The organism is Ruegeria sp. CDSA033, from assembly GCF_059612305.1.
Genome location: NZ_JBXWQI010000001.1, coordinates 90,920 through 114,903 on the forward strand (window position 1 = coordinate 90,920; position 23,984 = coordinate 114,903).

General features: G+C 55.4%; 25 protein-coding genes. 15 read left to right on the top strand and 10 right to left on the bottom strand.

The genetic code is table 11. The features are described 5' to 3' along the window. Position 1: 1 nt before the first annotated feature. Positions 2 to 658: a GntR family transcriptional regulator gene (locus AC2FLA_RS00500; protein WP_496719670.1), complete on the bottom strand. Its 657-nt coding sequence runs from the start codon at positions 656 to 658 to the stop codon at positions 2 to 4. A 51-nt stretch (positions 659 to 709) separates the two neighbouring features. Next, a complete protein-coding gene (locus AC2FLA_RS00505; RefSeq protein WP_108862230.1) occupies positions 710 to 1,096 on the bottom strand; it encodes a YciI family protein in 387 nt (128 codons plus the stop codon). 83 nt (positions 1,097 to 1,179) lie between these two features. Here AC2FLA_RS00505 and AC2FLA_RS00510 point away from each other — a divergent pair, with 83 nt between their 5' ends. The 10 genes from AC2FLA_RS00510 (at position 1,180) to AC2FLA_RS00555 (ending at position 9,389) form a co-directional block, all read left to right on the top strand. Next, positions 1,180 to 2,064 (top strand): fumarylacetoacetate hydrolase family protein, encoded by an 885-nt coding sequence (locus tag AC2FLA_RS00510; protein ID WP_496719673.1) that lies wholly within the window; start codon positions 1,180 to 1,182, stop codon positions 2,062 to 2,064. Further along, positions 2,061 to 2,726 (top strand): malonic semialdehyde reductase, encoded by a 666-nt coding sequence (locus tag AC2FLA_RS00515; protein WP_496719675.1) that lies wholly within the window; start codon positions 2,061 to 2,063, stop codon positions 2,724 to 2,726. The genes AC2FLA_RS00510 and AC2FLA_RS00515 overlap by 4 nt, the downstream gene beginning before the upstream one ends. Positions 2,727 to 2,744: 18 nt before the next feature. Continuing rightward, on the top strand, positions 2,745 to 3,200 hold the full coding sequence (locus tag AC2FLA_RS00520) for an OsmC family protein (RefSeq protein ID WP_496720456.1): 456 nt from the start codon (positions 2,745 to 2,747) through the stop codon (positions 3,198 to 3,200). Positions 3,201 to 3,233: 33 nt separating this feature from the next. Beyond that, complete coding sequence (locus AC2FLA_RS00525; RefSeq protein ID WP_282154300.1) at positions 3,234 to 4,307, top strand: C4-dicarboxylate TRAP transporter substrate-binding protein; 1,074 nt, start codon at positions 3,234 to 3,236, stop codon at positions 4,305 to 4,307. Positions 4,308 to 4,337: 30 nt separating this feature from the next. Next, the gene (locus tag AC2FLA_RS00530; RefSeq protein WP_496719677.1) at positions 4,338 to 4,889 is read left to right on the top strand and encodes a TRAP transporter small permease subunit; all 552 of its coding nucleotides are present in this window, start codon (positions 4,338 to 4,340) and stop codon (positions 4,887 to 4,889) included. Continuing rightward, on the top strand, positions 4,886 to 6,190 hold the full coding sequence (locus AC2FLA_RS00535) for a TRAP transporter large permease (RefSeq protein ID WP_496719679.1): 1,305 nt from the start codon (positions 4,886 to 4,888) through the stop codon (positions 6,188 to 6,190). The genes AC2FLA_RS00530 and AC2FLA_RS00535 overlap by 4 nt, the downstream gene beginning before the upstream one ends. Before the next feature lie 10 nt (positions 6,191 to 6,200). Next, positions 6,201 to 7,067, top strand: coding sequence for a dioxygenase family protein (locus AC2FLA_RS00540; RefSeq protein WP_496719681.1), 867 nt, complete (start codon positions 6,201 to 6,203; stop codon positions 7,065 to 7,067). Positions 7,068 to 7,087: 20 nt separating this feature from the next. Beyond that, positions 7,088 to 7,894: an amidohydrolase family protein gene (locus tag AC2FLA_RS00545; protein WP_496719683.1), complete on the top strand. Its 807-nt coding sequence runs from the start codon at positions 7,088 to 7,090 to the stop codon at positions 7,892 to 7,894. A 68-nt stretch (positions 7,895 to 7,962) separates the two neighbouring features. Next, positions 7,963 to 8,268 (top strand): hypothetical protein, encoded by a 306-nt coding sequence (locus tag AC2FLA_RS00550; RefSeq protein WP_496719684.1) that lies wholly within the window; start codon positions 7,963 to 7,965, stop codon positions 8,266 to 8,268. Then, complete coding sequence (locus tag AC2FLA_RS00555; protein WP_496719686.1) at positions 8,265 to 9,389, top strand: cytochrome-c peroxidase; 1,125 nt, start codon at positions 8,265 to 8,267, stop codon at positions 9,387 to 9,389. Before AC2FLA_RS00550 ends, AC2FLA_RS00555 begins: the two co-directional genes overlap by 4 nt. Positions 9,390 to 9,575: 186 nt before the next feature. On the opposite strand, the gene AC2FLA_RS00560 is transcribed toward AC2FLA_RS00555, so the two are convergent. Continuing rightward, positions 9,576 to 9,953: an IclR family transcriptional regulator domain-containing protein gene (locus AC2FLA_RS00560; RefSeq protein WP_496719688.1), complete on the bottom strand. Its 378-nt coding sequence runs from the start codon at positions 9,951 to 9,953 to the stop codon at positions 9,576 to 9,578. Here AC2FLA_RS00560 and AC2FLA_RS00565 point away from each other — a divergent pair. The 3 genes from AC2FLA_RS00565 to AC2FLA_RS00575 all read left to right on the top strand — a co-directional run bounded on the left by AC2FLA_RS00565 (position 9,952) and on the right by AC2FLA_RS00575 (position 13,103). Further along, entirely contained in the window at positions 9,952 to 10,659 is a 708-nt protein-coding gene (locus AC2FLA_RS00565) for an IS6 family transposase (RefSeq protein WP_496719690.1), read from the top strand. The two genes, AC2FLA_RS00560 and AC2FLA_RS00565, sit on opposite strands and share 2 nt — an antisense overlap. Positions 10,660 to 10,732: 73 nt before the next feature. Continuing rightward, positions 10,733 to 11,275 carry a hypothetical protein gene (locus AC2FLA_RS00570; protein WP_496719691.1) on the top strand — a complete coding sequence of 181 codons (543 nt, stop codon included), beginning with the start codon at positions 10,733 to 10,735 and terminating at the stop codon, positions 11,273 to 11,275. 367 nt (positions 11,276 to 11,642) lie between these two features. Further along, complete coding sequence (locus tag AC2FLA_RS00575; RefSeq protein ID WP_496719693.1) at positions 11,643 to 13,103, top strand: sulfatase family protein; 1,461 nt, start codon at positions 11,643 to 11,645, stop codon at positions 13,101 to 13,103. A gap of 9 nt (positions 13,104 to 13,112) precedes the next feature. Here AC2FLA_RS00575 and AC2FLA_RS00580 read toward each other — a convergent pair whose 3' ends face one another. Continuing rightward, positions 13,113 to 14,042 (bottom strand): LysR family transcriptional regulator, encoded by a 930-nt coding sequence (locus AC2FLA_RS00580; RefSeq protein ID WP_496719695.1) that lies wholly within the window; start codon positions 14,040 to 14,042, stop codon positions 13,113 to 13,115. A 226-nt stretch (positions 14,043 to 14,268) separates the two neighbouring features. Between AC2FLA_RS00580 and AC2FLA_RS00585 the strand changes: the two genes are divergently transcribed. After that, positions 14,269 to 14,655 carry a hypothetical protein gene (locus AC2FLA_RS00585; RefSeq protein WP_496719697.1) on the top strand — a complete coding sequence of 129 codons (387 nt, stop codon included), beginning with the start codon at positions 14,269 to 14,271 and terminating at the stop codon, positions 14,653 to 14,655. Positions 14,656 to 14,728: 73 nt separating this feature from the next. After that, positions 14,729 to 15,688: a LysR substrate-binding domain-containing protein gene (locus tag AC2FLA_RS00590; protein ID WP_496719698.1), complete on the top strand. Its 960-nt coding sequence runs from the start codon at positions 14,729 to 14,731 to the stop codon at positions 15,686 to 15,688. Here AC2FLA_RS00590 and AC2FLA_RS00595 read toward each other — a convergent pair. From AC2FLA_RS00595 to AC2FLA_RS00620, 6 genes are read right to left on the bottom strand one after another with little or no spacing between them, the layout of a single operon-like run. Next, positions 15,676 to 16,557 carry an amidohydrolase family protein gene (locus AC2FLA_RS00595; protein ID WP_496719700.1) on the bottom strand — a complete coding sequence of 294 codons (882 nt, stop codon included), beginning with the start codon at positions 16,555 to 16,557 and terminating at the stop codon, positions 15,676 to 15,678. The genes AC2FLA_RS00590 and AC2FLA_RS00595 overlap by 13 nt on opposite strands. Beyond that, positions 16,554 to 18,014, bottom strand: coding sequence for a sulfatase family protein (locus AC2FLA_RS00600; RefSeq protein ID WP_496719702.1), 1,461 nt, complete (start codon positions 18,012 to 18,014; stop codon positions 16,554 to 16,556). The genes AC2FLA_RS00595 and AC2FLA_RS00600 overlap by 4 nt, the downstream gene beginning before the upstream one ends. Continuing rightward, on the bottom strand, positions 18,001 to 20,901 hold the full coding sequence (locus tag AC2FLA_RS00605; protein WP_496719704.1) for an FAD-binding and (Fe-S)-binding domain-containing protein: 2,901 nt from the start codon (positions 20,899 to 20,901) through the stop codon (positions 18,001 to 18,003). Before AC2FLA_RS00605 ends, AC2FLA_RS00600 begins: the two co-directional genes overlap by 14 nt. 57 nt (positions 20,902 to 20,958) lie before the next feature. Next, the gene (locus tag AC2FLA_RS00610; RefSeq protein WP_496719706.1) at positions 20,959 to 22,470 is read right to left on the bottom strand and encodes a tripartite tricarboxylate transporter permease; all 1,512 of its coding nucleotides are present in this window, start codon (positions 22,468 to 22,470) and stop codon (positions 20,959 to 20,961) included. 10 nt (positions 22,471 to 22,480) lie between these two features. Further along, complete coding sequence (locus AC2FLA_RS00615; protein ID WP_496719708.1) at positions 22,481 to 23,002, bottom strand: tripartite tricarboxylate transporter TctB family protein; 522 nt, start codon at positions 23,000 to 23,002, stop codon at positions 22,481 to 22,483. Then, positions 22,999 to 23,955, bottom strand: coding sequence for a tripartite tricarboxylate transporter substrate binding protein (locus AC2FLA_RS00620; protein WP_496719710.1), 957 nt, complete (start codon positions 23,953 to 23,955; stop codon positions 22,999 to 23,001). Before AC2FLA_RS00620 ends, AC2FLA_RS00615 begins: the two co-directional genes overlap by 4 nt. Positions 23,956 to 23,984 lie beyond the last annotated feature (29 nt).

The following is a 23,984-nucleotide window of genomic DNA, read 5'->3' on the forward strand; positions in this document are numbered from 1 at the left end:
TTCAGGAATCCATCTGGCTGCTCAGGTATTCACCAGTTCGACGGTAGTGATCGATCAAGTGCTTGGTCGCGCTGTCTGCGTCATGATCTAGTGCGGCGTCCAGAATGTGATGATGTTCAGCGGCGATGTCCCGCTTTTTGTAGCTCGACCCGCCGGCTGCCAGATAGCGGTAGCGAATGTTCAGGTCGTAGAGCTGCGAGCAATACCGCAGCAGCAGTGGTAATTTCGAATTGTCCAACAACGCCATGTGAAACGCTTTGTGCGCGTCTTCAAAGTCGTGTGCCCCATTTTGGCCGGCCTTTTTCATATGGTGGTGACGCAAAACAAGCCGATCCTCCCATGCGGCATCCGCGTTGGCGATGGAGGCGCGCAACGCAGTTTCCTCGAGGTTGCAGCGCAACAGAAGGATTTCCTCGAAGTTACTCTTGCTCACGGGCGCAGCCCTAAACCCGCGCTGGTCAATCCGTTCAACCAACATGTCCGAGGTCAAGAGGCTAAGAGCCTCGCGAACTGGACTTGCGCCAGTGCTTAGAAGGCCGCGGAGCTGCTCGATCTTAAGTTTTTGTCCGGGCGGCAATTCGCCGGTCAGGATCATTTCGCGCAGCCTTCGATACGCACCATGAGTGGCTGATGTCTCTTTGCCCTCGGTATCAAGCATGGCGTCCATATCCGACTGTTCCTTTTTGGCGGCAAAAACTCTTGAGTGCTCTTAACTGAGGGCGCTCGTGCCAGTCGATAGACCAACTGAAAGGTTCAGCGATCCTTCGTTTATCATCCAGCGCCGAAGTACAAAGCTGCGCGCCCCGCTTTTGTGCATGGGGTCGCCCTCGGCCAACTTCCGCGCGGCTTCAAGACTGTCAGCGCGATAGATGATCAGGCCAACCCCTTGCATATGCTCACCGGTCTCATCCGACATCGGCCCAGCAAAAGCCAACTTTCCCGCGCGTTCAAGATCCGCCTGATACGCCAAGTGATCCGGAAGGGATGCTTTTACGTCTTCTGGCGCTTTGGTCGGTGTGCTGAGTGCAACATAAAGCTCCAGTGCCAGTGCGCCTCGGCTTTTCGCTTCTGATTTGTAATCTGCCCAAGCAACCATCGCGGATCTCCAAAATATCGATATTATTTGACATATTGCAAAATAGTCGGCAAAAATCAAGCGAACTGACATGGATGGTGAAAATGAAATACCTGGTGGGAGAAACCTCGGAAGGCACTGCGGTCTTTGCTGTGAACGGTGAAAAAGCAGTGAATTTAACGGCTTTGGACCCTGCCGTCGGTTCGGATTTGATGGGTTTGATAGCCAAGCCTGAGCTGGCCGACTCACTGTCTGACCAAATCTCCGCCGCAGACAGTGTGCCTGTGTCGTCTATCAAGCCAGCATTGCCGGTGGTCGCGCCCGGCACGATCATTTGCATGGGTTTGAACTACACGGACCACATCAAGGAAGGCGGATATGATATTCCGGAGTATCCGACGCTTTTCATGCGCGGGAAAAACTCGATCATGGCGGCGGGGCAGCCCATGGTGCGGCCTACCTGTTCTGAGAAGCTAGACTACGAAGCCGAGCTTATGCTGATCGTTGGAAAAAGAGGTCGGCATATCTCGGAAGAGGACGCACTGGATTATGTCTTTGGCTACACTGTATTCAACGATGGTTCGCTGCGGGACTATCAGCGCAAAACCGTTCAGTGGACGCCCGGCAAAAACTTTGATGATACGGGCGCGATCGGTCCTTTCACCGTAACGCCGGACGAACTGCCCGAAGGGGCGTCTGGTCTGAAGATCGAAAGCCGCGTGGGCGATGAAATCCTACAAAGCTCGAACACCGCCAACATGATCTGGGGCGTTCGTCAGGTCATTGCGACGATTTCTGAGTATACCACTCTGGAGCCCGGAGACCTGATTGCGTTGGGTACACCACCGGGTGTCGGGCACGCCAAAAAACCCAATCCCCGTTGGTTGAAGCCGGGTGAAACCGTCGAGGTGGAAATTGAGGGCATTGGAATCTGCGCCAGCCCGATCATCGACGAAAAGGACGCCAAATCAAGGGTGGCCGCAGCATGAGTGCACCGACCGGGGCAGAGCTGGAGGCACTTCGCGCCAAGGCCCAGCAGGATCATCGCGATCTGCGCGAACGAATTCCACGTTTGTCGGATGACGCGATTGCCTTGATCCTGCGCGAATCCAGATCGCACTACGCGTGGACCGACAAGCCTGTTTCTGACGACCTACTTAAAGAGATCTATGACATCACGATCAACGGCGCGACCAGCATGAACACGCTGCCTGCGCGCTTTATTTTCGTGAAAAGCGCAGAGGGAAAAGAGCGGCTTGCCAAGTCGTTGAAGCCAAAGAACGTGCCAAAGATGATGGATGCACCAGTCACGGCGATCATTGCCTACGACTTGGACTTTTGGAAGGAACTGCCGTTTCTTTTCCCGCACGAAGATCGTCGGCCTTTGTTTGAAAACAAACCCGAATTCGTCGCGGACACGGCCTACCGAAACGGCACTCTGCAGGGCGCGTACTTCATGATTGCGGCCCGGGCTGTCGGGTTGGACGTCGGCGCCATGTCAGGTTTTTCGAACAAGATCGTCGACGAGGAGTTCTTCGCGGGCACAACTCTCAAGTCCAATTTTCTTTGCAATCTAGGCTACGCGGATGAAACCGGCTTGTTCCAGAAGCTTCCGCGTTTCCCATTCGAAAAGGTTTGCTCATATGCATGAGGAGGTAACCCCGTGGCCATGAAAGTGAAACCTGTCGTGACTTACCGAACGACAGCTCAATGCCCGACACATGCGCGTACCGAGATCCCAATTCGCGATCTTGATGTGGTTGTCGACGAACCCGTCGAACGCGGCGGAACAAATCTTGGCCCGTCTCCGACCGAAACCGCAATGGCAGCCTTGATCGCCTGTACGAATGTCATCGGGCACAAGAATGCGCACCGGTTGGGAACTGATCTTGGCACGGTGACAATCGACGCGAAATGCAGGTTGGATCGGCGCGGTGTTCTGATGGAGGAGGAGATCGATGTTCCGTTTCCAGAAATCGAACTCACCGTGAAATGTGACACGCCCGCCAGTCAGGAGGAGCTGACACGGGTGGGCGAAGAAACAGCCAAGTATTGCGCCATCGCAAAACTATTTGAAGCGGCAGGCACGGACCTGACCGTCAACTGGGTCAAAACAAACAAATAACGACAAGAGGCCCGACTTTCTGGGAGGAGAGAAATGAAAATCTGGACCAAACGCAGCCTTATCGGAGCTGCTCTGGCAAGCGTCATGGCGCTGCCCGCCGCAGCAGAGGAAACTATTTCTGCCGTTGTCATCGATGGCTACCCAGACCGGGCATTGTGGGTGAAAGAATTCACCAACTTCTTCATTCCGGAAGTGGACAAACGACTGGCTGACGCCGGCAACTACAAGATGAACTGGCAAGAGAATTATGGCGGTTCAATCGTAAAGCCGAAAGGCGTTCTTGAAGGGATCCAGTTGGGCCTTGGAGACATCGGCATCGTCACAACCATCTTCCATTCCTCGAAGCTGCCCAGCCAGGGTATTTCGGGATCGACACCCTTTGTGGCATCGGATTCCCGTGCCGTGGCCAAGGCTGTAGATGAAATCGCGCGCGAATACCCGGCGATGCAGAACGAGTTTGCCGCACAGAACCAGGTCTATCTGGCCACGGGTGTTGTTCTGGACACGTATCAGATTTTCTGTACGGAACCTGTTGCCTCGGTTACGGACCTTGAGGGTCGCAAGATTGCCGGTGCTGGCCTCAACTTGCGGTATCTCGAAGGCATCAAGGATGCGGCAGGTGTACGCGGTGGTCTGACCGATTTCTACAACATGCTTCAGACGGGTCTGGTTGACTGTGGAATGCTGTGGCCCGAAGCCGCGAAGACGTTCAAGATCGCTGAAGTTGCCCCGTATATGCTCAAGGCCGATCTGGGTGCTGTGAACTCAAAAACCATCACGGTTAATGCAGACTATTGGGCAAGCCTGCCGGACGAAGTCAAAGACGTGTTGACGGCGGTTGCCATCGATTACCGTGACCATGTCGCCGGTATCGCGATGGACAGGGCTGCTGCTTCGCGGGATGCTTACGTTGAGGCTGGTGGAACGATCGTTGAGGTTTCAGACGAAGACCGCGCTGCCTGGGCAAACGCCATGCCGAATGTCGCGCAAGAGTGGGCCGCGACGCTGAATGACAACGGCGAACAAGGCACAGAGATGCTGGCCGCCTACCTTGGCAAGCTTCAAGACGCCGGTTTCACCGGAGTGCGTGACTGGACGGCCGAATAACCGTCCGGCGATCCACGAAAGGGGCCTTTCATGCTGAAGACCGCAGTTGCTGGCCTGTCGCGGGTCGCCAATTCTCTAGCAATCGCCGCCAACGCTTTGGGTACTCTCGTCGTCCTGGCGTTGGTGGTTGTTCTGAATGTCGACGTTATTGCACGTGGCATGTTTTCAGCCCCATTGCGTGGCACTTATGAGATGGTGCAGTTTTCGGTCGTGATGATCGTCTTTCTGCAGTTGGCAGACGTGGTCAGAGTAGATCGGCTAACACGCTCGGACGGGTTCCTGAACCTGCTGCACCATCGTCGCCCGGGCCTGACAGCCAACCTGAGGCGCATCATCAATGCCATCTCGGCGATCTTCATGGCATTGATTGCCTATGTGACATTCCCTGAATTTCTACACATGTGGCAGACACAGGACTACTTCGGAGTGCCCGGTCTTTTCACATTGCCATGGTGGCCGGTCAAACTGGTCATCGCGTGCGGTACTGCGCTTGCCTGCGTGATCTTCCTGCTCAAGGTCGTCACGGCGCAGGACCGTCCGCAACTTATTCGCACCCCTGAACATGACGAGGCCGCAGAATGACGCCGATTGAGATTGGCCTGATCTCGGTCGTTGCCATTGTTTTCCTGATTTATGCGGGCGTCTACATTCCCATCGCCTTGGGCGTCGTCTCGTTCGTGTCGATCTGGTTGATGCGGGACAACTTCACGCTAGCGCTTAACCTGCTGAAAGTGGCGGTCGGCGACAGCGCGATGGAATATAGCTTCGCGACTATCCCGCTGTTTACCTTTATGGGGCTCATCGTTTCAAAGGCTGGGTTAGGCAGGGACATTTACGAAGTCATGACCATGCGGTTTCGCAAGGTCAAAGGCGGGATTGGAATGGCCACGGTCGGAGCCAACGCCGTCTTTGCCGCCGTGACCGGGTCGTCCATAGCATCCGCATCCGTATTCACCAAAGTTTCGGTGCCGCAGATGATGGCGCAGGAGTACAACCCACGCTTTGCTGTTGGCGTGGTGGCTGGGTCTTCGGTTTTGGGTATGATCATCCCGCCATCGGCCATGCTGATCATCTACTCCTTTGTTGCTGAACAATCCGTGGGGGACATGTTCCTGGCCGGGGTCATTCCCGGGATCATGTTGGCGATCGCCTATGTTGGCGCGATCTGGGCCATGGGCCGATTCACACCGGCGTTCGTCGGTGGCCGCATCGTGGCAGATACCGAATGGATGTCCGGGCGCGAGATTGCGTCCAAAACGCTACCAACTCTGTGCATCATCACTATCGTTCTTGGCGGGATCTACACCGGCTGGCTTACTGCGGTCGAGGCAGGAGCAGCCGGTGCCTTCGTGGCTTTGATCATCGCTGTCCTACGCAGGTCCATGTCCCCAAAAGCGTTCTGGGACGCGCTGCTGGAAACCGGTCATATCACAGCGGCGATCCTGTTCCTGATCACCGCGGCTTCGATCTACAGCCGCATGCTGGGCCTGGCGGGGCTGCCCAACCAGTTGCAGGACCTGCTTGCGGGGAATTCCGCGTCCTTCTGGTCGATCATGCTGCTTTACGTGCTTCTGATGCTGTTTTTGGGAACATTACTCGATACAGCATCCATCATCCTGATCGTTGTCCCGTTGTTCCTGCCTATGGCCGAAGCGCTGGATATGTCGCTGATCTGGTTTGGTATCATCACCGTGGTCGGCGCCGAAATCGGACTTTTGACCCCGCCACTAGGCATATCCTGCTTCGTCATCAAATCGACGATCAATGACGACCGCATCTCGCTGAAGGACGTGTTTATGGGCGCGCTGCCCTTCGCCTTTGTAATGCTAATCGTTCTGTTCATTCTGATCGAGTTCCCGATCCTCAGCCTTGCCCTGATTTAAGGAGGCCAAGATGCGCTCTGTCACCAAAGACAATATCACCGATGTGTTCATGGGATACCTGTCCAAGGACACTGATCCGCGGATGCGTGAAATCATGGGGTCTCTGGTCAAGCACCTCCACGATTTCGCCTGTGAAACCAACCTGACGCATGACGAATGGCGCACGGGAATTGCATTTCTGGAGGGGTGCGCCGCTGTGGAAACCGAAGATAGGCATGAGTTTGTCTTGGCCTCGGACGTGTTGGGACTGTCATCGCTGGTGGATATGCTCCATTCAACTCCAGACGCCACAAGCTCCTCTGTTCTTGGGCCTTTTCACGTTTCTGGCGCACCGCCACTGCCATTCGGTGGTGATATGAAGCGTCACTACGATGGGCCGGTTCTGCTGGCCGAGGGCGTTATCAGGGATGCCGAGGGTAATCCGATTGGCGGTGCAGAGCTCGACATCTGGCAAACGGCGCCAAATGGAATGTATGCAAGCCAGGATGAAGAACAGGACACCTATTCTTTTCATGGCCTGATGACCACGGGTGAGGATGGCAAGTATGCATTCACGACCGTCAAGCCAGTCGAATACACCGTGCCGTCAGACGGGCCTGTCGGGGACATCCTGCGCGCCTGCGGTCGCCATCCTTGGCGACCGTCGCACCTGCACTATATCGTTAAGGCACCCGGGCACCGATCTTTAGTTACCGAGATTTTCCCCGACGACGATCCCTACCTGGATCAGGATACAGTGTTTGGTGTTCGGGATGACCTGGTAATGACTTATGTTGAAAGGCCGGCTTCAGAATTTCCCGAAGGCATGGAACTTTCTGGCAAGATCACTGAACCTTTCTTGCACGTAAAGTTCGATGTGAAGCTTGCCAGAGTTTGAATGCTATTGAGGGTGGTGCGGTGCTGAAACATACCTTAATTTTAGGTGCAACGCTTCTTTGTGGTATTGCCATCGCAGAAGAGCGACCGATCTTCGATGCGCATATTCATTACAGCCATGATGCCGTCAAACTGGTTCCTCCCGAACAAGTTGCCAAAATCCTTCGGGACGCAGGCGTGCGCAAAGCACTGGTTTCCAGCTCGGATGACAACGGTACCCAATTGCTGTTGGCCGCAGCGCCGGACATCGTTGTTCCGGCCCTTCGCCCTTACCGTCGCCGCGGTGAGATCAACACCTGGATGCACGATGAAACTGTAATCGACTATCTGGAAGCAAATCTGGCAAAGAACGAATACAAAGCCATCGGCGAATTTCACGCTTATGGTGATGATATCAAAACGCCGGTCATCCAGCACATGATTGCACTGGCAAAAGAACGGAATCTAATTCTGCACCACCACGGGGATCGAGAGGCCGTTGACCTGATTTTTGAGGCCTGGCCCGAGGCTCGGGTATTGTGGGCCCACTCTGGCTTTGACGACCCGGCCAGTGTGACTGATGCCTTGGACACCTATCCAAGGCTTTGGGCCGATCTTGCGTTTCGCTCTGATATGGTCTCGCGGGGCCGTGTTGACCCAGATTGGAAGGCTGCGTTCGAAGCGCACCCGGATCGGTTTATGGTTGGTACGGATACGTTCGCTCCGGAGCGTTGGTACTACGTAGGCCCTCATGCTGATTTTTCACGGGAGTGGTTGGATTTGCTTCCGGTCCAGATCGCAGACAACATCGCATACGCAAACGCAGAACGCTTACTGGCATCAGAATGATCCGCTGGGTTGTCTGGTTTCTAGTATCATCTGGCGCGGCCGTCGCTTGTGAAACGGCAGGGCAACGCATGAGTTCGGAAATTCAAAACGCACCCAAGGTGCATGTGGCTGTCGACGAAATTCCATTGGCCCAACCGTTTTCTATTCTTCTGACTGTCTGTGATGATGTTGCCGTGAGTGAGGTGCGCGTCGATGCAATAATGCCTGCTCACCAACACGGGCTAAACTACGCCCCCAAAATCACCGCATTAGGCGATGGGGTGTTTCGTGCAGATAACATGCTGTTGCACATGCCGGGGCTGTGGGAACTGCGAGTTGACGCCAATTTTGGTGGGCGATCGATATCCTACACTTTCGATGTCGTGCTAAAATGAAGGTGCTGGTGACAGCGGCGATTGTAGTCCTAGCAGGGGCCGTTCGTTCTGAAGTCCTGTTGTCTGATGACGAAATTCAGCAAACGCTGTCCTTCGGACCATGGCCAATTTCGTTTCAGTCGGATCCAAGCAACAGGGTTTCAAAAGATACAAGAGCGATTGCGCTAGGAGCGGCCTTATTCAACGATCCGGTGTTGTCAACCGACGGCGCATTTACTTGTGCAAGTTGTCATGACCCTGAACAGGCATTTACCACGTCCGACGCGCGAGCATTTGGTCGCGTCCTGGTAGATCGAAACACTCCATCCCTGCGGAACCTTGCTGGTCTCCGCTGGTACGGTTGGGGCGGTAAGAGCGATAGCCTGTGGGCAGCTAGCTTGCATCCGATCATCGAAGAGCAAGAGATGGCGCACAGTAAAGAAAGCCTAAAGGCAGCTATCTCGGAAAGTATCTACATTGATGATTTTGAAGCCATATTTGGCGACATCCAGATTCAAGATCCAGAACTGGTGCTGGTGAACACTGCCAAAACGCTATCCGCTTACTTGGAAACATTGGCAACCGGCCGGACGCAATTTGACGATTTTCGCGATGCATTGGAGGACCAAGATTTAGCAGCCGCTGCGAACTACCCCGAAGCTGCCCAGCGAGGTTTTCAGCTGTTCATAGGGCGTGGAAAATGTGTGTTGTGCCACAATGGTCCGAGATTTTCCAACAATGAGTTCCATGACGCAGGCGTTCCCTATTTTCTGAGCGAAACCGAGGTCGACGACGGGCGGTTCGGTGGATTGAACTTTTTGCTTTCAAACGCTTACACATTGGACGGCAACTGGAGCGACGATCCGGAAAAGCAAGGTGCATGGGTGGTTCGCAGTGTCCGCAGGAGCCACTCAGATTTTGGGACCTTTCGTACGCCAAGCCTACGGGGCGTGGCCGAAACCGCGCCTTACATGCATGACGGCAGCCTGATCGACTTGGATGCGGTGATCAGGCACTATAGCGAAATTGATACGGAAAGGTTGCACGCCGACGGTGAAGCCATTCTTTCGGAGTTGAATTTGTCTGAGCAGGAGATTGCAGACTTAACTGCATTTTTGGAGTCACTGTCCAAAGTGCCTTAATACAGCGCTTGTGTTAACGGCTTGGAAATGGGCTATCTGGCTTGCGGCCTAGGCGAACGTTGCAGACCTTGGTGTCTGAGCATTTTCTCTTCAAGAAAGTGCTCTCCCGAGTCTTTTCCAATCATAGTGTACGATTGTGTCAGTCGGGGTACACGGTTCAACCGAACCCAAACTTCGCTTGTCAGGTCATTGAAAAGTTTGATGGACATTGGCGGCTGTCTCAAGAAGCGCTTGTTCAGTAGTTTCTTTTTGTCGTGAAAACCGTGTCGTTGGCACCGGGATGGAGATTGCGTGCAAATTTCCAACCCAATCGACGAAGGAAAATCCTATTGCCGACACACCGGCAGAATGCTCGTCCATGTCATAGGCAAGGCCTTGTTCTCGGATCAAGGCCAGTTCGGACAAAAACTTATCTAAGTTCCTCTGGATTCCGTTCCGGTCCCATTCATTTCGAATTAGCTTGATCGCATCTTCTTTACTGAGTTGGGCAAGACATGCTTTGCCAGGTCTCGTCAGAAGAATTTTGCTGGAGCGGGAGGGGGTGGTTGCGTAGCTTTTGCCCATGGCCCGACCTGCCTCCTTCAAGTACTTCAAAACAAGTCCTGAGATCATCCGTTTGGCAGTGATGCTGTACATCCGATTTCCGCTTTCATTGCGAAATGTCGAAGATCTGCTGCATGAGCGCGGGATCGATATCAGTCACGAAACCGTCCGCTGCTGGTGGAACAGGTTCTGTCCGATGTTTGCCTCTGAGATCCGAAGAAAGCGGGCGCAACAACAGCGCGCATTCTCGAAATGGAAGTGGCATGTGGATGAGGTTTTTGTGAAGGTAAATGGCAAGAGACATTACCTCTGGCGGGCCGTAGATCATGAGGGCGATGTGCTGGAAGCAGTTGTCACCAAACGCCGAAACAAGCAGGCCGCATTGAAATTCCTCAGGAACTTGATGAAGCGCCATGGCAGTGCGGAAGAGATTGTGACGGATCGCTTCGCATCGTATCGGGCCGCTCTCAGAGAGCTTGGTGCTACCGAAAAACAGCAGACGGGAAGGTGGCGCAACAATCGCGTGGAGAATTCGCATTTTCCGTTTCGACGACGCGAACGCGCCATGCAACGTTTCAGGCGCATGCGAAGTTTACAGAAATTCGCTTCCGTCCACTCCTCCGTCTACAACCACTTCAACCAGGAAAGATCGCTCGCCAGCAAAGATACCTTCAAGCTGACACGCACCGCCGCTCTTGCCGAGTGGCGTCAACTTTGTTCGGGATAGGTTCACGGTTTCCGCGGCAAACTGAGACTGGTTCGAATTCGTCTGACAGCACCAGATCGAAATCTTCAACGGTTTGGATTTGCTCAAACGTGCCCGCCCGCATGGCAAAGCGGATCTGGGATCGCGTTATCAGATCACCTGTAAGGGTCAGGAAACGCGGGGCCGTCAGCGTTTTGTGAAGTGGACTGCGTCTGCCTTTGTGTCTGGTGGAACGACTTCACGCATCAAGGCGACCAATTTCTACAACCCCGACAATCAGCCCAAGCAGGTTTCGGGCACGCAGGTTGACTGGACCAGTGTCACGACAGACGGTGCACAATCCGTGGACCCGTGGGGTGAGAATGCGTCAGACGATGCCGGGCTGACGATCAAGACAAATCAGGGCGATCTGGAAGTTGCGCTGGCTGATATTGGCGTCGAAAGTACAGAAGTGGCCTGTGGCGTTATGGAAAAGGTCCGGATGGTACAACGGCTGCCCAAAAAGCGGACCGAGGCGCAATTGGCTATTAGCCAGGAAATTGAAATTCCGGTCCGCGGTGACAGCGCCATATTTGCTCGCGTTGTTCTGGAAGACGGACACGTCGCCCGGACCAGCCCGATCTACAGCTTCAAATAAGACCTGGCGGTGCCCAAATTCGGGGCACCGCCTTTTCCAACCGGACACCAACCAACATGACAGATCAAATTTAAACTGACCCTTTGGACGGTAGGCGCTCTACCTGCTCATTGGTCAGCATGTAGAGATGTTGCGTCGTTGCCTAGGCCCACGTGTACCCTCTGAACAAATGGGATGTGTCGTATATTTTTGGAACGGCCAGAGGCGGCGGTTTACTGGCACATCTATCGTTCTGTTGCGGATTTTTGAGCATGGCGAGCTGAATAAAGTTGGTCAATTTCGAACTAGATGTTTCCAATTTTGCACGAACCTGTGTGGGATTTGCCGTTATGACATTACGTAAATGGATTTGATCTGAGGAAACCTCATGGCAACGCCCGGCAACTTCATATTTTTTGTGACGGACAATCATGCGCGCAACTTTCTTGGCGTAGCGGGGCATTCAACTGTGCGAACCCCTAACCTGGACAAACTTGCCGGGCGTGGTGTCTGTTTTGAAAACGCTTACGCCGCCACGACCTTGTGCTGTCCGGCTCGCGCAGCGATCGCCACGGGCCAGTATCCTCACCAAACCGGGTTCTGGGATAACGCGACGATGTATGATGGATCAATTAAGACTTGGCACCATCGGCTGCGCGACGCAAACGTGCCGGTCACAGCAATCGGGAAATTGCATTACCGGTCAAAGCAGGATGACAACGGATTTGCCGAGGAAATTCACACGATGCACGTGGTCGATGGCATTGGATCCCCACTGACGTTGTTGCGAGCAACTGAAGATGGGGTTCCAAATCGCGCGGGTCACAAGGCAATCTATGGGAATTCTGGGCCAGGAGAGACAGACTACCAGATTTATGACCGCCAGATCACCGAACGCGCAATCGACTGGATGCGCGCCAATGCCGACAACGCTGAGCCATGGGCCCTTATCGTGTCTTATCCCAGCCCGCATCCCGCGTTCCGGGCGAAACAGGAGTTTTGGGACCTGTATCCTCCGGAAAACATGCCTTTGCCGTCCACATGGAATGCGCCTGATCGTTATGAGCATCCGGCCATGGCGTATCTTGCGTGGATGAATCAGTTGCCTCAGGGCATGGACGAAACATTCTTGCGAAATGCCTATGCAGGATACTGTGCCCTGATCACCCAGACCGACGCAGAAATCGGTAAAGTAATTGATACGGTTGAAGAACTAGGCCTGTGTGACACCACGCGGATAGCTTACACATCGGATCACGGAGAGGCAATCGGTGCTCATGGTATTCTGGGCAAGGCCAATCTGTATGAGCATTCCGCCGGCGTTCCACTAATTTTGGCTGGTCCGGGATTGCCGGAGGGCAGGACTGTTTCAGATTGTGTCGGTCATGTGGACCTGTTCCCGACTATTTTGGACCTGTTCGACGTGCCAAACCTGAAGGGCGGGGGCCTGCCGGGTTGTTCGCTTTTGCAGGTGATCAATGGCGAGCAGCCGCACAGACCCGGTTTTTCCGAATATCATGCGATGGGAAGTGTAAACTCCAGTTTCCTGATACGGCAGGGTGACTGGAAATTAATCTATCACGTCGATTTGCCCAACCAGCTTTTTGATCTGGCGACTGACCCTGATGAAGCAATCGATTTGCTGGCTGGCGGGAACACCCACCCAAAAGAGGCGGAGCTTGCCGCACTGCTGCGCGAGATGGTCAACCCAGAAGAGCTGAACGCGCTCAGCAAGGCTGATCAGTTGGCCCGGATCGAGGCGTTGGGCGGCTATGACGCGGTAAGAAACTCAGGCTCCATTGCGGCTTCGCCCATTCCCGGCAAGAAAGTCAATCTGGAGAAGATCTGAGCCTGCCGTTTAGTCAGCTTCCAGTTTCTTGTCCAATTCTTGCCTATACGCCAGAACCTCACGTCGGATCGCTTCTTTCATGAGGGAAGCGGCACCATCGACGTCGCGATCGACGGGGACCACGAAACCAACAGGTATAGAAAGCTGTGTCTTAATTCGGCGGAGCACATAGTTTTCCCCAAGCAGGGTCTTGGGGAAAATGCCATCTGTTATGGTCAAACTGCCGACCGCTAACCCGATATTGATCGCGACATCAACCGTCCCGCTTTCTTGCCGTACGTTTGGGATCAACCCCGCGTTGTCGAACATTCGAGCAATGCGTTGACGCATGATCGAGCCGCTCTCTATCAGCGACAGAGGTTCGTTGGCCAAAGCCTGAACGGGAATTGCACGTTGGTCAGACAACCCATGTGTCCGTGGTAAAGTTACGCATAGGGGAAAGTCGATGATTGGCTCTCCGCGAACGCCGGCATGAACAACAGGAACCGTAGTGAGGGCAATGTCGAACATGCGCGATGCAGCCCAACGTTTGATACTATGTCGGGCCTCAACGCTGATGCTGACGCGAGTGTTGGACTTGGTCTCATGGTAGTAGCGTCGAATGGCGTTTGGTAGAATTTGTTCGGCCATCCGCGGAAACCCGAGTATCCGGATTGTCTGTTCCTTGGTCGCGCCATCGCGAATGGCATCGGAAATTCGTGGTAGCTCATCAAAGACGCTGAGGGCACGAATTGCTTCGGGCAGAAAGGTCTCAGCTGCCTCCGTCGGGATCAGGCGCTGTCGTTCCCTGCGAAACAGTTTCAGTTCCAAATCACGCTCTAACGCCGATAGCATCCTGCTGGCCACAGATGGCGTCAAATGCATCTTCTCAGCGACGCTTGCAATTGTCCCTGCCTGCATGACTTCAACAAACAGCCTGAGTGATGGAATTTTGGGCATTCTCGCGGACATTTTTGTACCCTGATTTGGTGTCAATTTTTTGCATTTTTGGAACCAACTTGCCAGAGTAATACGATTTGCACACGAGAGAAATCATCAGCTTGTGATCCGAATTTCCTCTAACATTCATATCAAAAAGATATTTTTGAACAGAATCCCGCGTTGATACAGTTTTACCATACCAAGGATCGCTGAATGGAACTGCCGGGTCTGAAGTGGGGCACAAATGAACAATGACGCAATCGCAGCCGCTAAAGAAGTCATGCAACGACATGTGCAGGCACTGAATGCGGGTGATGCCGAGGGCATATCAAAGACGCTCCACTTTCCACATTTTCGCCTGTCTGGCGAGGTTGTAAGGATTTGGGAGACCCCAGACAGCTATTTCAGCGATTTTAAGACGAGGGCTGGGGACGATTGGGGCCATACCGAATGGGGGCATCTGAACGTGTTGCAATCTAGCGAAAGCAAAGTGCATTTGGACGTGATGGTGAACCGGTTCGACAAAGAAGGACAGCCGCTGGTGTCCTTTCTTTCGCTTTGGGTGGTTACACGGATTGATGGTATTTGGGCGGCGCAGATGCGGTCATCGTTTGCGCAGGATCTGCGTTGAACTGATATCAGATTTTCTTCTTTCTCTGCCGCGGCTATAGTGGTTCAGACTGCTTAATTTGCTAGAGTTTGATATGAACATTCGTCAGCTTCGCTATTTCATTTCAATCGTTGATCAGGGCAGTGTGTCCAGTGCCGCGAGGGTGCTGCATATTGCCCAGCCCGCGTTGAGCCAGCATATCGCAAATCTGGAAGAAGAACTTACCACTGAATTGCTGATACGCTCATCGCGCGGGGTCAAACCGACAAACGCTGGTAAAGTTCTATATCAACATGCCCGCAAGATCGTAGCGCAGATCAAGCAGGCCACCGATGACGTCCGGAAAGAAGCGGATACCCCCCGTGGTGAAGTTTCGATTGTCGTGCCACCGATGTTGGGTGTTCATGTCGCGCCGTTGTTGTTGGAGAGGGTGGCCGAGAAATATCCCGAGGTTGAGCTTCGAATCCTGGAAGAGCTGGCCCTGAACGTGAAAGAGATGATCGAAAACAGCCGCGTGGATCTCGGTATCCTGGCGACCCGTGAAAAAGCGTCCAAGGCTGAGTATCTGCATCTCTATACAGAACCTTTGTATTTAGTGACCCGACGCAAATCGGACGAAAAGCCTTGTTCCGGTGATGAAACTGTTGACGTCAAAGCACTGTTTTCTATGCCCTTGGTGCTGAGCCAGCAGTCTCATGCTGTGCGCGAAATTATCGAAGATGTTGCAGAAAAGATGGGTCGAGCATTGAACCTGCGTGTAACAACTGAATCCGCTCGGTTGCGGCTTAGCTACATCCGCAGCGGTGTAACGTCAGGTGTGCTGCCGTGGCCGTCACTTGATGCACTCTGGCGTCGCGGGGAAATCTCCGCAAAACGTCTGGTCAACCCGAACCTGATCCGCGAAGTGTACCTGACCTGGCCTCGCAATCAGCCGCTGAACGCCGGTTCACGGGCCGTGCGGCAGGAGTTGCTGGATATCTGCCACGAACTTTTTGATGGCGGCATAATCCGAGGCACATTTAGGCATGTGCAACCCGAAGATCAAAAATCGTAAAGGCGCGCCGGATTATCTGACAGGATAGCGTTCCGAGTTTCCGCGGATGGGGCCCAAGTCGCCAACTCATCCAATAAATCCCCGTCATTGGGCATAGTGACCGTAATATGTGGGTGCGGCCAGTCGGTGCCAAAGACAACCTGATCTGGGTTCGCCGCAACCAATGCCTGCGCGACGCGTGTGACATCTTCATAAGGCAGCGTAGCCCGACCTGTGATCCGGTATGCGCCTGAAAGTTTGCTCCAGGCTTTGCCTGTGCCCATCAGGTTCAACAAAGCCTGAAACCCTTCTGAATCGATGCCCTCTGCCATAGGAAAGTGCCCCATATGGTCAAAAACGGTCTGCAGCGGCAGGGTCGAGAAAAAGGCGTAAAGGTCGGGGAAAGCGCTGATGTCGAGCAACACCTGAAGATGCCAGCCCATCGGCGCGATCTTGTCGGCGATAGTGCGTACTTCGGTCATCGCCTTTTCACCGCTGAACAGCAGATTGGCCCGGACCCCACGCACGCCCTGACCATGCATGTGCTGTAACTCATCCTCGGTGATCGAAGCGTCAACCACGACTACAGCACGGTAACGTTCAGGGTCGGTAGCCGTGGCCTCAAGCGTCGCACGATTGTCGGTGCCGTAAATACTGGGCTGTACGATAACAGCGCGCTGAAACCCCAACGTTTTAAGCAAATCTTCATATGAGGCCAATGACGCTTCCGGAGGGGTATACAATCTGTCCAGCACCATCGGGTACCGTTCTGGCGGGCCGAACACGTGGGAATGGCAATCGCAGGCCAGCGGTGGCATTATAAATTGCGGCGCGCGCGGTGCACCATCCGGGGCCGCGCAGCTCGGGATTTCTGCGTTGGCCCCAGTCATGTCGAGGTTCCGTTTGACGCGACAAAGTCAGCGTTAACGCCCGGGGCAGGGGTTGCGCCAAACCCGCCACGTTCCAGTACCGCCTCAACACCGCCATGTTTCGCGATGATCGCCGCCTGATCAGCTTTGGCCTGACGGTCAACCGCATCCGGGTCGCAAACCTTGAGCAGTTCAGCATGCAGTTGGGCACGGGTCGCTTCGTACTCGGGCGCGGTCCCCAGATCGTTGACTTCACCCGGGTCGGTGTCAAGATTGAAGAGTTGTGGCTCGTAGCCGGTGTAATAAATGTATTTCCACGGGCCCTTGCGGATCATGAATGCTCCCGACATGGCGCCGGCAGCATGATACTCTGAGAATACGGCGCGGTTAACGCAATCTTCTTCGGCCGCAATCTGGAACAGCGAGCGGCCGGGCAGCTCAGGGTCATCGGCCTTCAGACCAGCGCAATCCAGGACGGTGGGAAAAACATCCGCCAGCGACACCGGTGTCTTGCTGATCTTGCCGCCGGGCACGTCTGGTCCGGCCATGATCATTGGAATGGCGGCGGCCTCTTCGTACATGTTGGATTTGCCCCACATGCCACGCTCGCCCATGTTGTCGCCGTGGTCGCTGACATAGATGACATTTGTGTTGTCATTCAGCCCAGCAGCTTCGATCGCATCCAGAATTCGGCCGACATTGTAGTCCATGAAGCTGACCAGTCCAAAATAACCGGTCAGCGCAGCCTGCGTGCGCTCCTCATTAAAATTGTCGTACACAAAGCAATGGCGCAGTGCCTTGAGCCAGGGGTGGTCATCCTCGCGCGCGGGTTTCGAAGGTTTGAGATCCATGTCCTTGTACAGGTCATAAAACTCCTGTGGTGCGGTCAGCGGGAAATGGGGCGCAACCATCGAGATGAAAACTGTCCATGGCTTGTCACCCGCTTGTTCATTGCCACGCTCGGCAATCCATTCGCATGCGGCATCGGTGATGTTGCGATCATAGGTGGTGTAGGATGTCTCACCTGCGCCTGCGCTGTCGGCCAGATCGCGGGCTTTCCAACGGCGTGGCATTGGCTCTCGTACACATCCCAGCACGTCGCCGACACCGTTGACCAGATGCATCGGGATCTGCTGGAAATCCAACCCGACCGGGTCAGATGCGTTGCGGTAGTGCAGTTTGCCGATCGAACCCACCGGGTTACCGTTTTGCTGCAGGTAATGGCCCCATGACTTCGGCTCGCCCGTGTAAGGTGTGGCATTGTCCCAATGGCCGGTCTGATGGCCATATTTACCAGTTGCAAAACTGGCGCGTGCAGGCACGCAGATGGGCGCGTTGGTATAGGCGTTTTCGAACAAGGTGCCCCGCGCGGCCAGCCGGTCAAGATTGGGTGTCTTGATAAATGGGTGTCCGGCGCATCCCATGATGTTGGATGCGTGTTCATCAGACATCAGGACAATCATGTTAGGGGTGGTCATTGCGGCCTCCATTTTGTACGTGCGCTTCAATCCGCGCCAAAAGTGCGGAGCTGGGATGTGCGGGTTTGACGTTGCCATACCGCCCCGCCTGGGACCGACAGGAAAACCCGGTCGCTAATGCGCCAGTTCCGGCAACGTTTAAGGGTTCGCGCCAAGACATTTCGAAAAGTTGGCTAGACATGTCGCGGTGTTCGGCTTCGTGGCCGAACAGCCCAGCCATGCCGCAACACCCGGTGTTGGCAATGTCGAGTGTCAAACCGAAATGTCTGAACACGGCTTGCCAACGCCGGGAAGCGGCCGGGTCGGCTGTTTTCTCGGTGCAGTGTGAGAACAAGGTGTAGTGCCCAGTGTCGTCGACGGGCAGTTGGGAAATTCTGTGCAGATTGTCGGACAGAAACCGATCCAACGACAGGGTTTTGAGGGTGCCCAGATCATAGTCCTTGTTCAGCAAATCCGTTACGGCGGGTTCAAGGCTGATCAGGGGCAGATCACCGGCCCCAAACTTCGACAAGAATGCGATGGTTTGATCGCGTTGCGTTTCAAAGGCGCCCATCATGCCACGCACCTGCCGTGCCTTGCCGTTGGCCACCGGTGGCATGGCCCAGACAGTGAACCCCAGCTTGTCCAGCAGAGCTGTCGATTGTGCAATCACGTCCGTGTCGAAGGCACCGGTGAAACTGTCCAGGACCAACAGAACCGGTTCTTTCCCCCAATTCGACGGAGTCGCGCCGGGATAAACCATGCGTCCCCCGGCGTTTTGAACTGCTTGTTCTGAAGTCAAAGGCGCATAGCGCGGTATATCGATCAGGCCAAACCCACGATTCAGCACCGCCCGTGTCAAACCGTTTCCCAACAGCAGATTGGCCAGACGCGGTAGCTTGCGCAGGGCCAGTGAAAGCCCCTCCATGTGGCGCAGCAGGTGATCGCGCGCAGGGCGCGCGCGGGTTTGGAAATGCTGATGCAAAAAGGCTGATTTCATCGCCGGGATGTCCACACGTACCGGACATTGACCCGTGCAGGATTTGCAGGACAAACAAGTGTCCAGACTGTCCTTGAGCGAGGCTTCCATCGAACCGAAATCCTTGCCAGTCGAACGCAGGCGTGCCCATTCCCGGAACAGGCTGGCGCGACCCTTTGGGGCCTGCGTCTTGTCACGTGTTGCCTTAAAGGACGGGCACATCGGATCGTCTGGGGCCCAGTTGTGACACGCCCCGTTGCCATTGCACGCAATCGCGCGTTCGAATGCGGCAAATGTCTCTTCATCGATTTCGGCGTCGCGGGAGCCGCGCATGGGTACGGCGTCGATCTTCATCACGGTCAGATCGCTTTCGGCGGCTGTCACCAGCTTGCCGGGGTTCAGGCGATTGTCGGGGTCAAACCAAGCCTTAACTTTGCGCATCACCGCATAAAGCTCGGGACCCACATAGCGTTCAACGTATTCGCCACGCACGCCCTTGCCATGCTCACCCCAAATCAGGCCGCCATGTTTCTGACAAAGCTCTGAGACTGCGTCCGACACCCTGCGGATCATTGCCCGGTCGTGCGCGTCGCGCATGTTTAGCATCGGGCGCACATGGACGCAGCCCACATCGGCATGACCGAACATGCCATAAGATAGATCAAAGCCATCCAGCAACGCGCCGAACTCAGCCACAAACTCGGACAGGTTTTCGGGCGGCACCGCCGCGTCTTCGACAAACGGCAGGCCGATCCGCTTGGTCTCAACTGCGGCCAGCAAACCCACCGAACGTTTGCGCATTTCCCACAGGGCTGACATATCGGCAGGCTCGGTCGTGATCACCTGCGCAGCGACGGGAACAAGGTTCCCGGCAATGATCGCCGCCAGCCGCTCTTGTCCGGCGGCGATCTCTTCCAAGGTCTCGCCGCTAAACTCGACAAACAGGAACCCGCCCGCACCGCCAATCTGCCCCAGCACGCCTTCCAGTTCGCTCCACATGGGAGAGGCAACGGTTAGGGCCAGAATCTTGTCATCCAGAAACTCGATGGCGCTTGGGTCTGCTTCGACCAGATGCGGCACATGGCAGAGCGCGCGGGCGCAGTCGTCATAAGCCAGCACTGTCAGTGAGCGTTGTTTCGGGATCGGGGTTAAACGCAGTGTCAGCTGCGTGGTCATAGCCAGTGTGCCCTCGGACCCCGCCAGCAGCTTGATGAAATCCAGACCACCCGACGCCGCCCGCGCTTGATCCAGGTTATAGCCGGTCAGGCCCCGGTTCAGGATTGGAAAACGTCGGGCAATCTCGGCGGCCTTGGTGTCCAACTCGTCGCGCAACGCCTGGCCCATCTGGCGAAGCTCTGTGTCCGAGGTGCCGTGACTGGTGACAGAGGCAGGCCGTCCGTTGGCTAAAACCAGATCCGCTGCGATGACGTGGTCCGACATGCGACCGTAGATCCGGCTGCCCTTGCCACTGGCATCGGTGGCAAACATGCCGCCCACCGTCGCTCGCGACGAAGTCGACACCGTCGGCGCAAAGAAAAGTCCATGAGGTTTGAGGTAGGTGTTGAGCTGATCCAGTACGACACCGGGTTGCACACTGACAGTTCCGGCCTGCACGTCCAATGCCAGTATGTCCCGCATATGGCGTGACATATCCACGATCACACCCACGTTCAGCGATTGCCCGTTGGTACCGGTACCGCCCCCGCGTGCAGTCAGGGTGATGCCATGGTCTTGGGCCAGATAGGCAAGCGTTGCGACGTCTTCGGTGGTTTTGGGAAACAAGACCGCGTCTGGTGCCACGTGATAAATGCTGTTGTCCGTGGCCGCGACGAGACGCGCGCCCAGATCAGTCTCAATATCACCGGCAAACCCATTTGCGCGCAATGCGTTCAAGAAGCGGGGCAAGGAAGGCGTGGGTTGATCCAGCATAGATGTAACGTCCTGCTATCGGGTCCGGGTGCAGGGCTTGCGCCCGGACCTTTGGTGTCAGGATTGTGGCGCAGGCGCCTGTTTTGGTGTTCGCATCCGCGCAATGATACGAATGCCGATGGCAACCAGCGGAACAGCAAAGAAGACCAAAGCAACTGGACGGTGCAGGAAGATGCCAAAGCCATCGTCCGTCAGCAGCACCGATTGGCGCAGCGCCTGTTCGGCACCGGGGGCCAGAACAAAGGCGATGATCGTCGCCGCAGGGCTGAAGTTCAGCGTCCGCATGAAGTAACCAATCAGACCAAAGAGGCAGGCCACCATCACGTCGAACATCGACGAGCGTGCCGTATAAGCCGAGATCAGCGCTACCGCCAGAATGGTCGGATAGATCAAGCGCTGTGGCACCTTGTCGATAATACGACCGATCAAAGGACCACCAAACCAGCCGATGAGACCATATAGCGCGATCCCGATCAGGCCGGCTGCAAACAATCCATAAACGATGTCACCCGACGTCTCAAAGATTTTGGGTCCAACTTGGATGCCGTGGATCAGGAACACGCCCATCAGCATCGCAGCGATGGTCGAGCCCGGAACACCAAGCGCCAGAAGCGGGATCATCGACGGACCAGAGACTGCGTTGTTGGCCGCCTCGGGTGCGGCGACGCCCTCGATCGCGCCTTTGCCCCATTCATCCTTGTTAGGTGCCTTTGCCTTGGACGAGCCATAGGCAACGAAACAGGCAACCGCAGAGCCGACACCGGGGATCAACCCCACCATCGAACCGATGGCCGAACCACGCCAGATGAACGGCAAGCAGCGTTTGATCTCGGCCCAGCTCAGTCGGTCGTCGTCGGGGTTCTTCGCTTTGATCTCGTCATGATATTCCTGACCTTGGCGGGCCGGGAACACTTGCGAGAACACCTCGGAGATCACGAATAGACCGATAAGCAGCGGCACCAGCGAGAAGCCGTTATACAGCTCGGCCATTCCAAAATCGAACCGAGGCTCGGATGTAATCGGGTCCAGGCCGATCATCGCCAGCGTCGCGCCAAAGAGCGTCGATGCGATGCCCTTGAGCACGGAATCCGAAATGACCGAACCGATGATCAGGAAGGCGCAGACATAGATCGCAAAGTAATCCGGCGGACCTAGTTCGCGGGTCAGCTGTGCGATGGTCAATGCGCCGAAAATGAGGATAAACTCACCCACAAAGTCACCAATGACCGACGCCACAGTTGCGGTTTTTAGCGCCTTGCCCGCCTGACCTTTCCTGGTCAGGGCGTGCCCGTCGATCACCGTTGCAGCCGCTGCAGTTGTCCCGGGCGTATTAAACAGGATCGCGGATATCGATCCTCCAAAGCGTCCGGCCTTACCGATGACATATAAGAACGCCAGTGCTGACAGCGGGTCGATGTAATACGTGATGGGCACTAGCATTGCGATCGCGGCCGAGGCCGTCAGGCCCGGAACCGCACCCACGATGACGCCCAGAACCGCACCCAATACGACGAACATCATCGTCTCGGGCGTGGTGAAGATGGTATAGAAACCGTTCAAAAGTTCCATGTCATGCGCCTCACTTCAGCCCGATCAGAGTCAGGGGGTTCAGGATGGTTGCCGAGGGTTCGAACACGGTCATCAGCTTGAAGAACAACAGATAGAGCGCGACGGTTGTACAGGCTGGTAGAAGGAACAGCGCCGGACCCCGCACGCCGAAAACCATGGCCGCAATCAGCAGCAGCACAAAGCAGGCCACGACATAGCCGAAGGCACCGAACATCCAGACAAAGAGCAGCCCCAGCAAAAAGAGCGGCACCGCATCCGCGAAGAAGCGTTTCGCCTCAAAGCTCGACTTGTCTGCAGGAGCAACTTGCTCACGCAGACCAAAGACGATCATGACCGCACCGATCAACCCCAAAACAACACAGATGGCTTGCGGAAAAAACCGGGGCCCGATGCCTTCTTCATCAACGAAATCCAGCGAGATGTTGAAGGATTTCCAGAAAAAGAAAGCGGCGAGCGCGATCAGGGCCAATCCGGCAAAGATGTTGTGGCGCGCAGTTTTGCGCGCCACGTCAGTTTGAACACCCTCGGTCATTCCAGGGTTTCCAGCAGTTTGCCCCACTCGACCTTCGAGTTTTCGATGGCCGCTGCGGTGTCAGGACCGCTCACACTCGATGTGGGCAGGCCAGCTTTGGACAGGGTATCGACATAAGACGCTTCCTGCGTGATCGCGACCATGGCGTCGGACAGTTGAGCGACGACTTCATCAGAAGTTCGTGCAGGTGCCATGACAATCATCGGGGTCGAAACCGGAATGAAGTTCACGCCCAGCTCTTTGGCTGAAGGTGCATCCGGGGCGGCGGGGTGACGATCGTTCGACAGTACAGCCAGCAGGCGCACGTCGTCTTCGAAACCACGGCCCAGGTGTGCACCCATGACACCGAAATCAACGTCGGCGCTGGTCAGCGCCGCACGCACGCCCGAGCCACCTTTGAAAGGCACGTCCTTGGCCTTGACGTCGTTGGGGTTCAGAACACCCAGACCCGCCATGTGCCAAACGTTGCCGCGACCGGTGTGACCCCAACGCAGTTTGGTGTCCGAGGATTTGGCCGCAGCAATCAATTCGTCCAGCGATTGGATCGGGGATGAGGCGGGAACAAAGATACCTGCGGTCAGTTCACCGATGGTGCCAACCATCTTGAAGTCTTTGTCGGCAACAACTTGCGGTTTGATCAGGTTTTTCAAAACCATGGAACCGGCCGAAGCCAGATACAGGGTGTAGCCGGTGGGCGGCTGGTCTGCCACGAAACGGCCACCAACCAGGCCACCACCGCCGGGCTTGTTGACGACAACAACCGGCTGACCGCCCAGATGCGCATCAGCTGCCGCTGCCAGAGCACGCGCATATGTGTCTGTGCCACCGCCAGCCTTAAACCCGACGATCAGGTCGATGGGGCGCTCGGGGAAGTCTGCGGCTTGTGCCATTGATGCGGCAACCGCCAGAACGGTGCCGGTGAGGGCTGTTTTGATTTTTGCAAGTGTGAACACGTTTGTTTCCTCCCAAACATTTCTTCCGA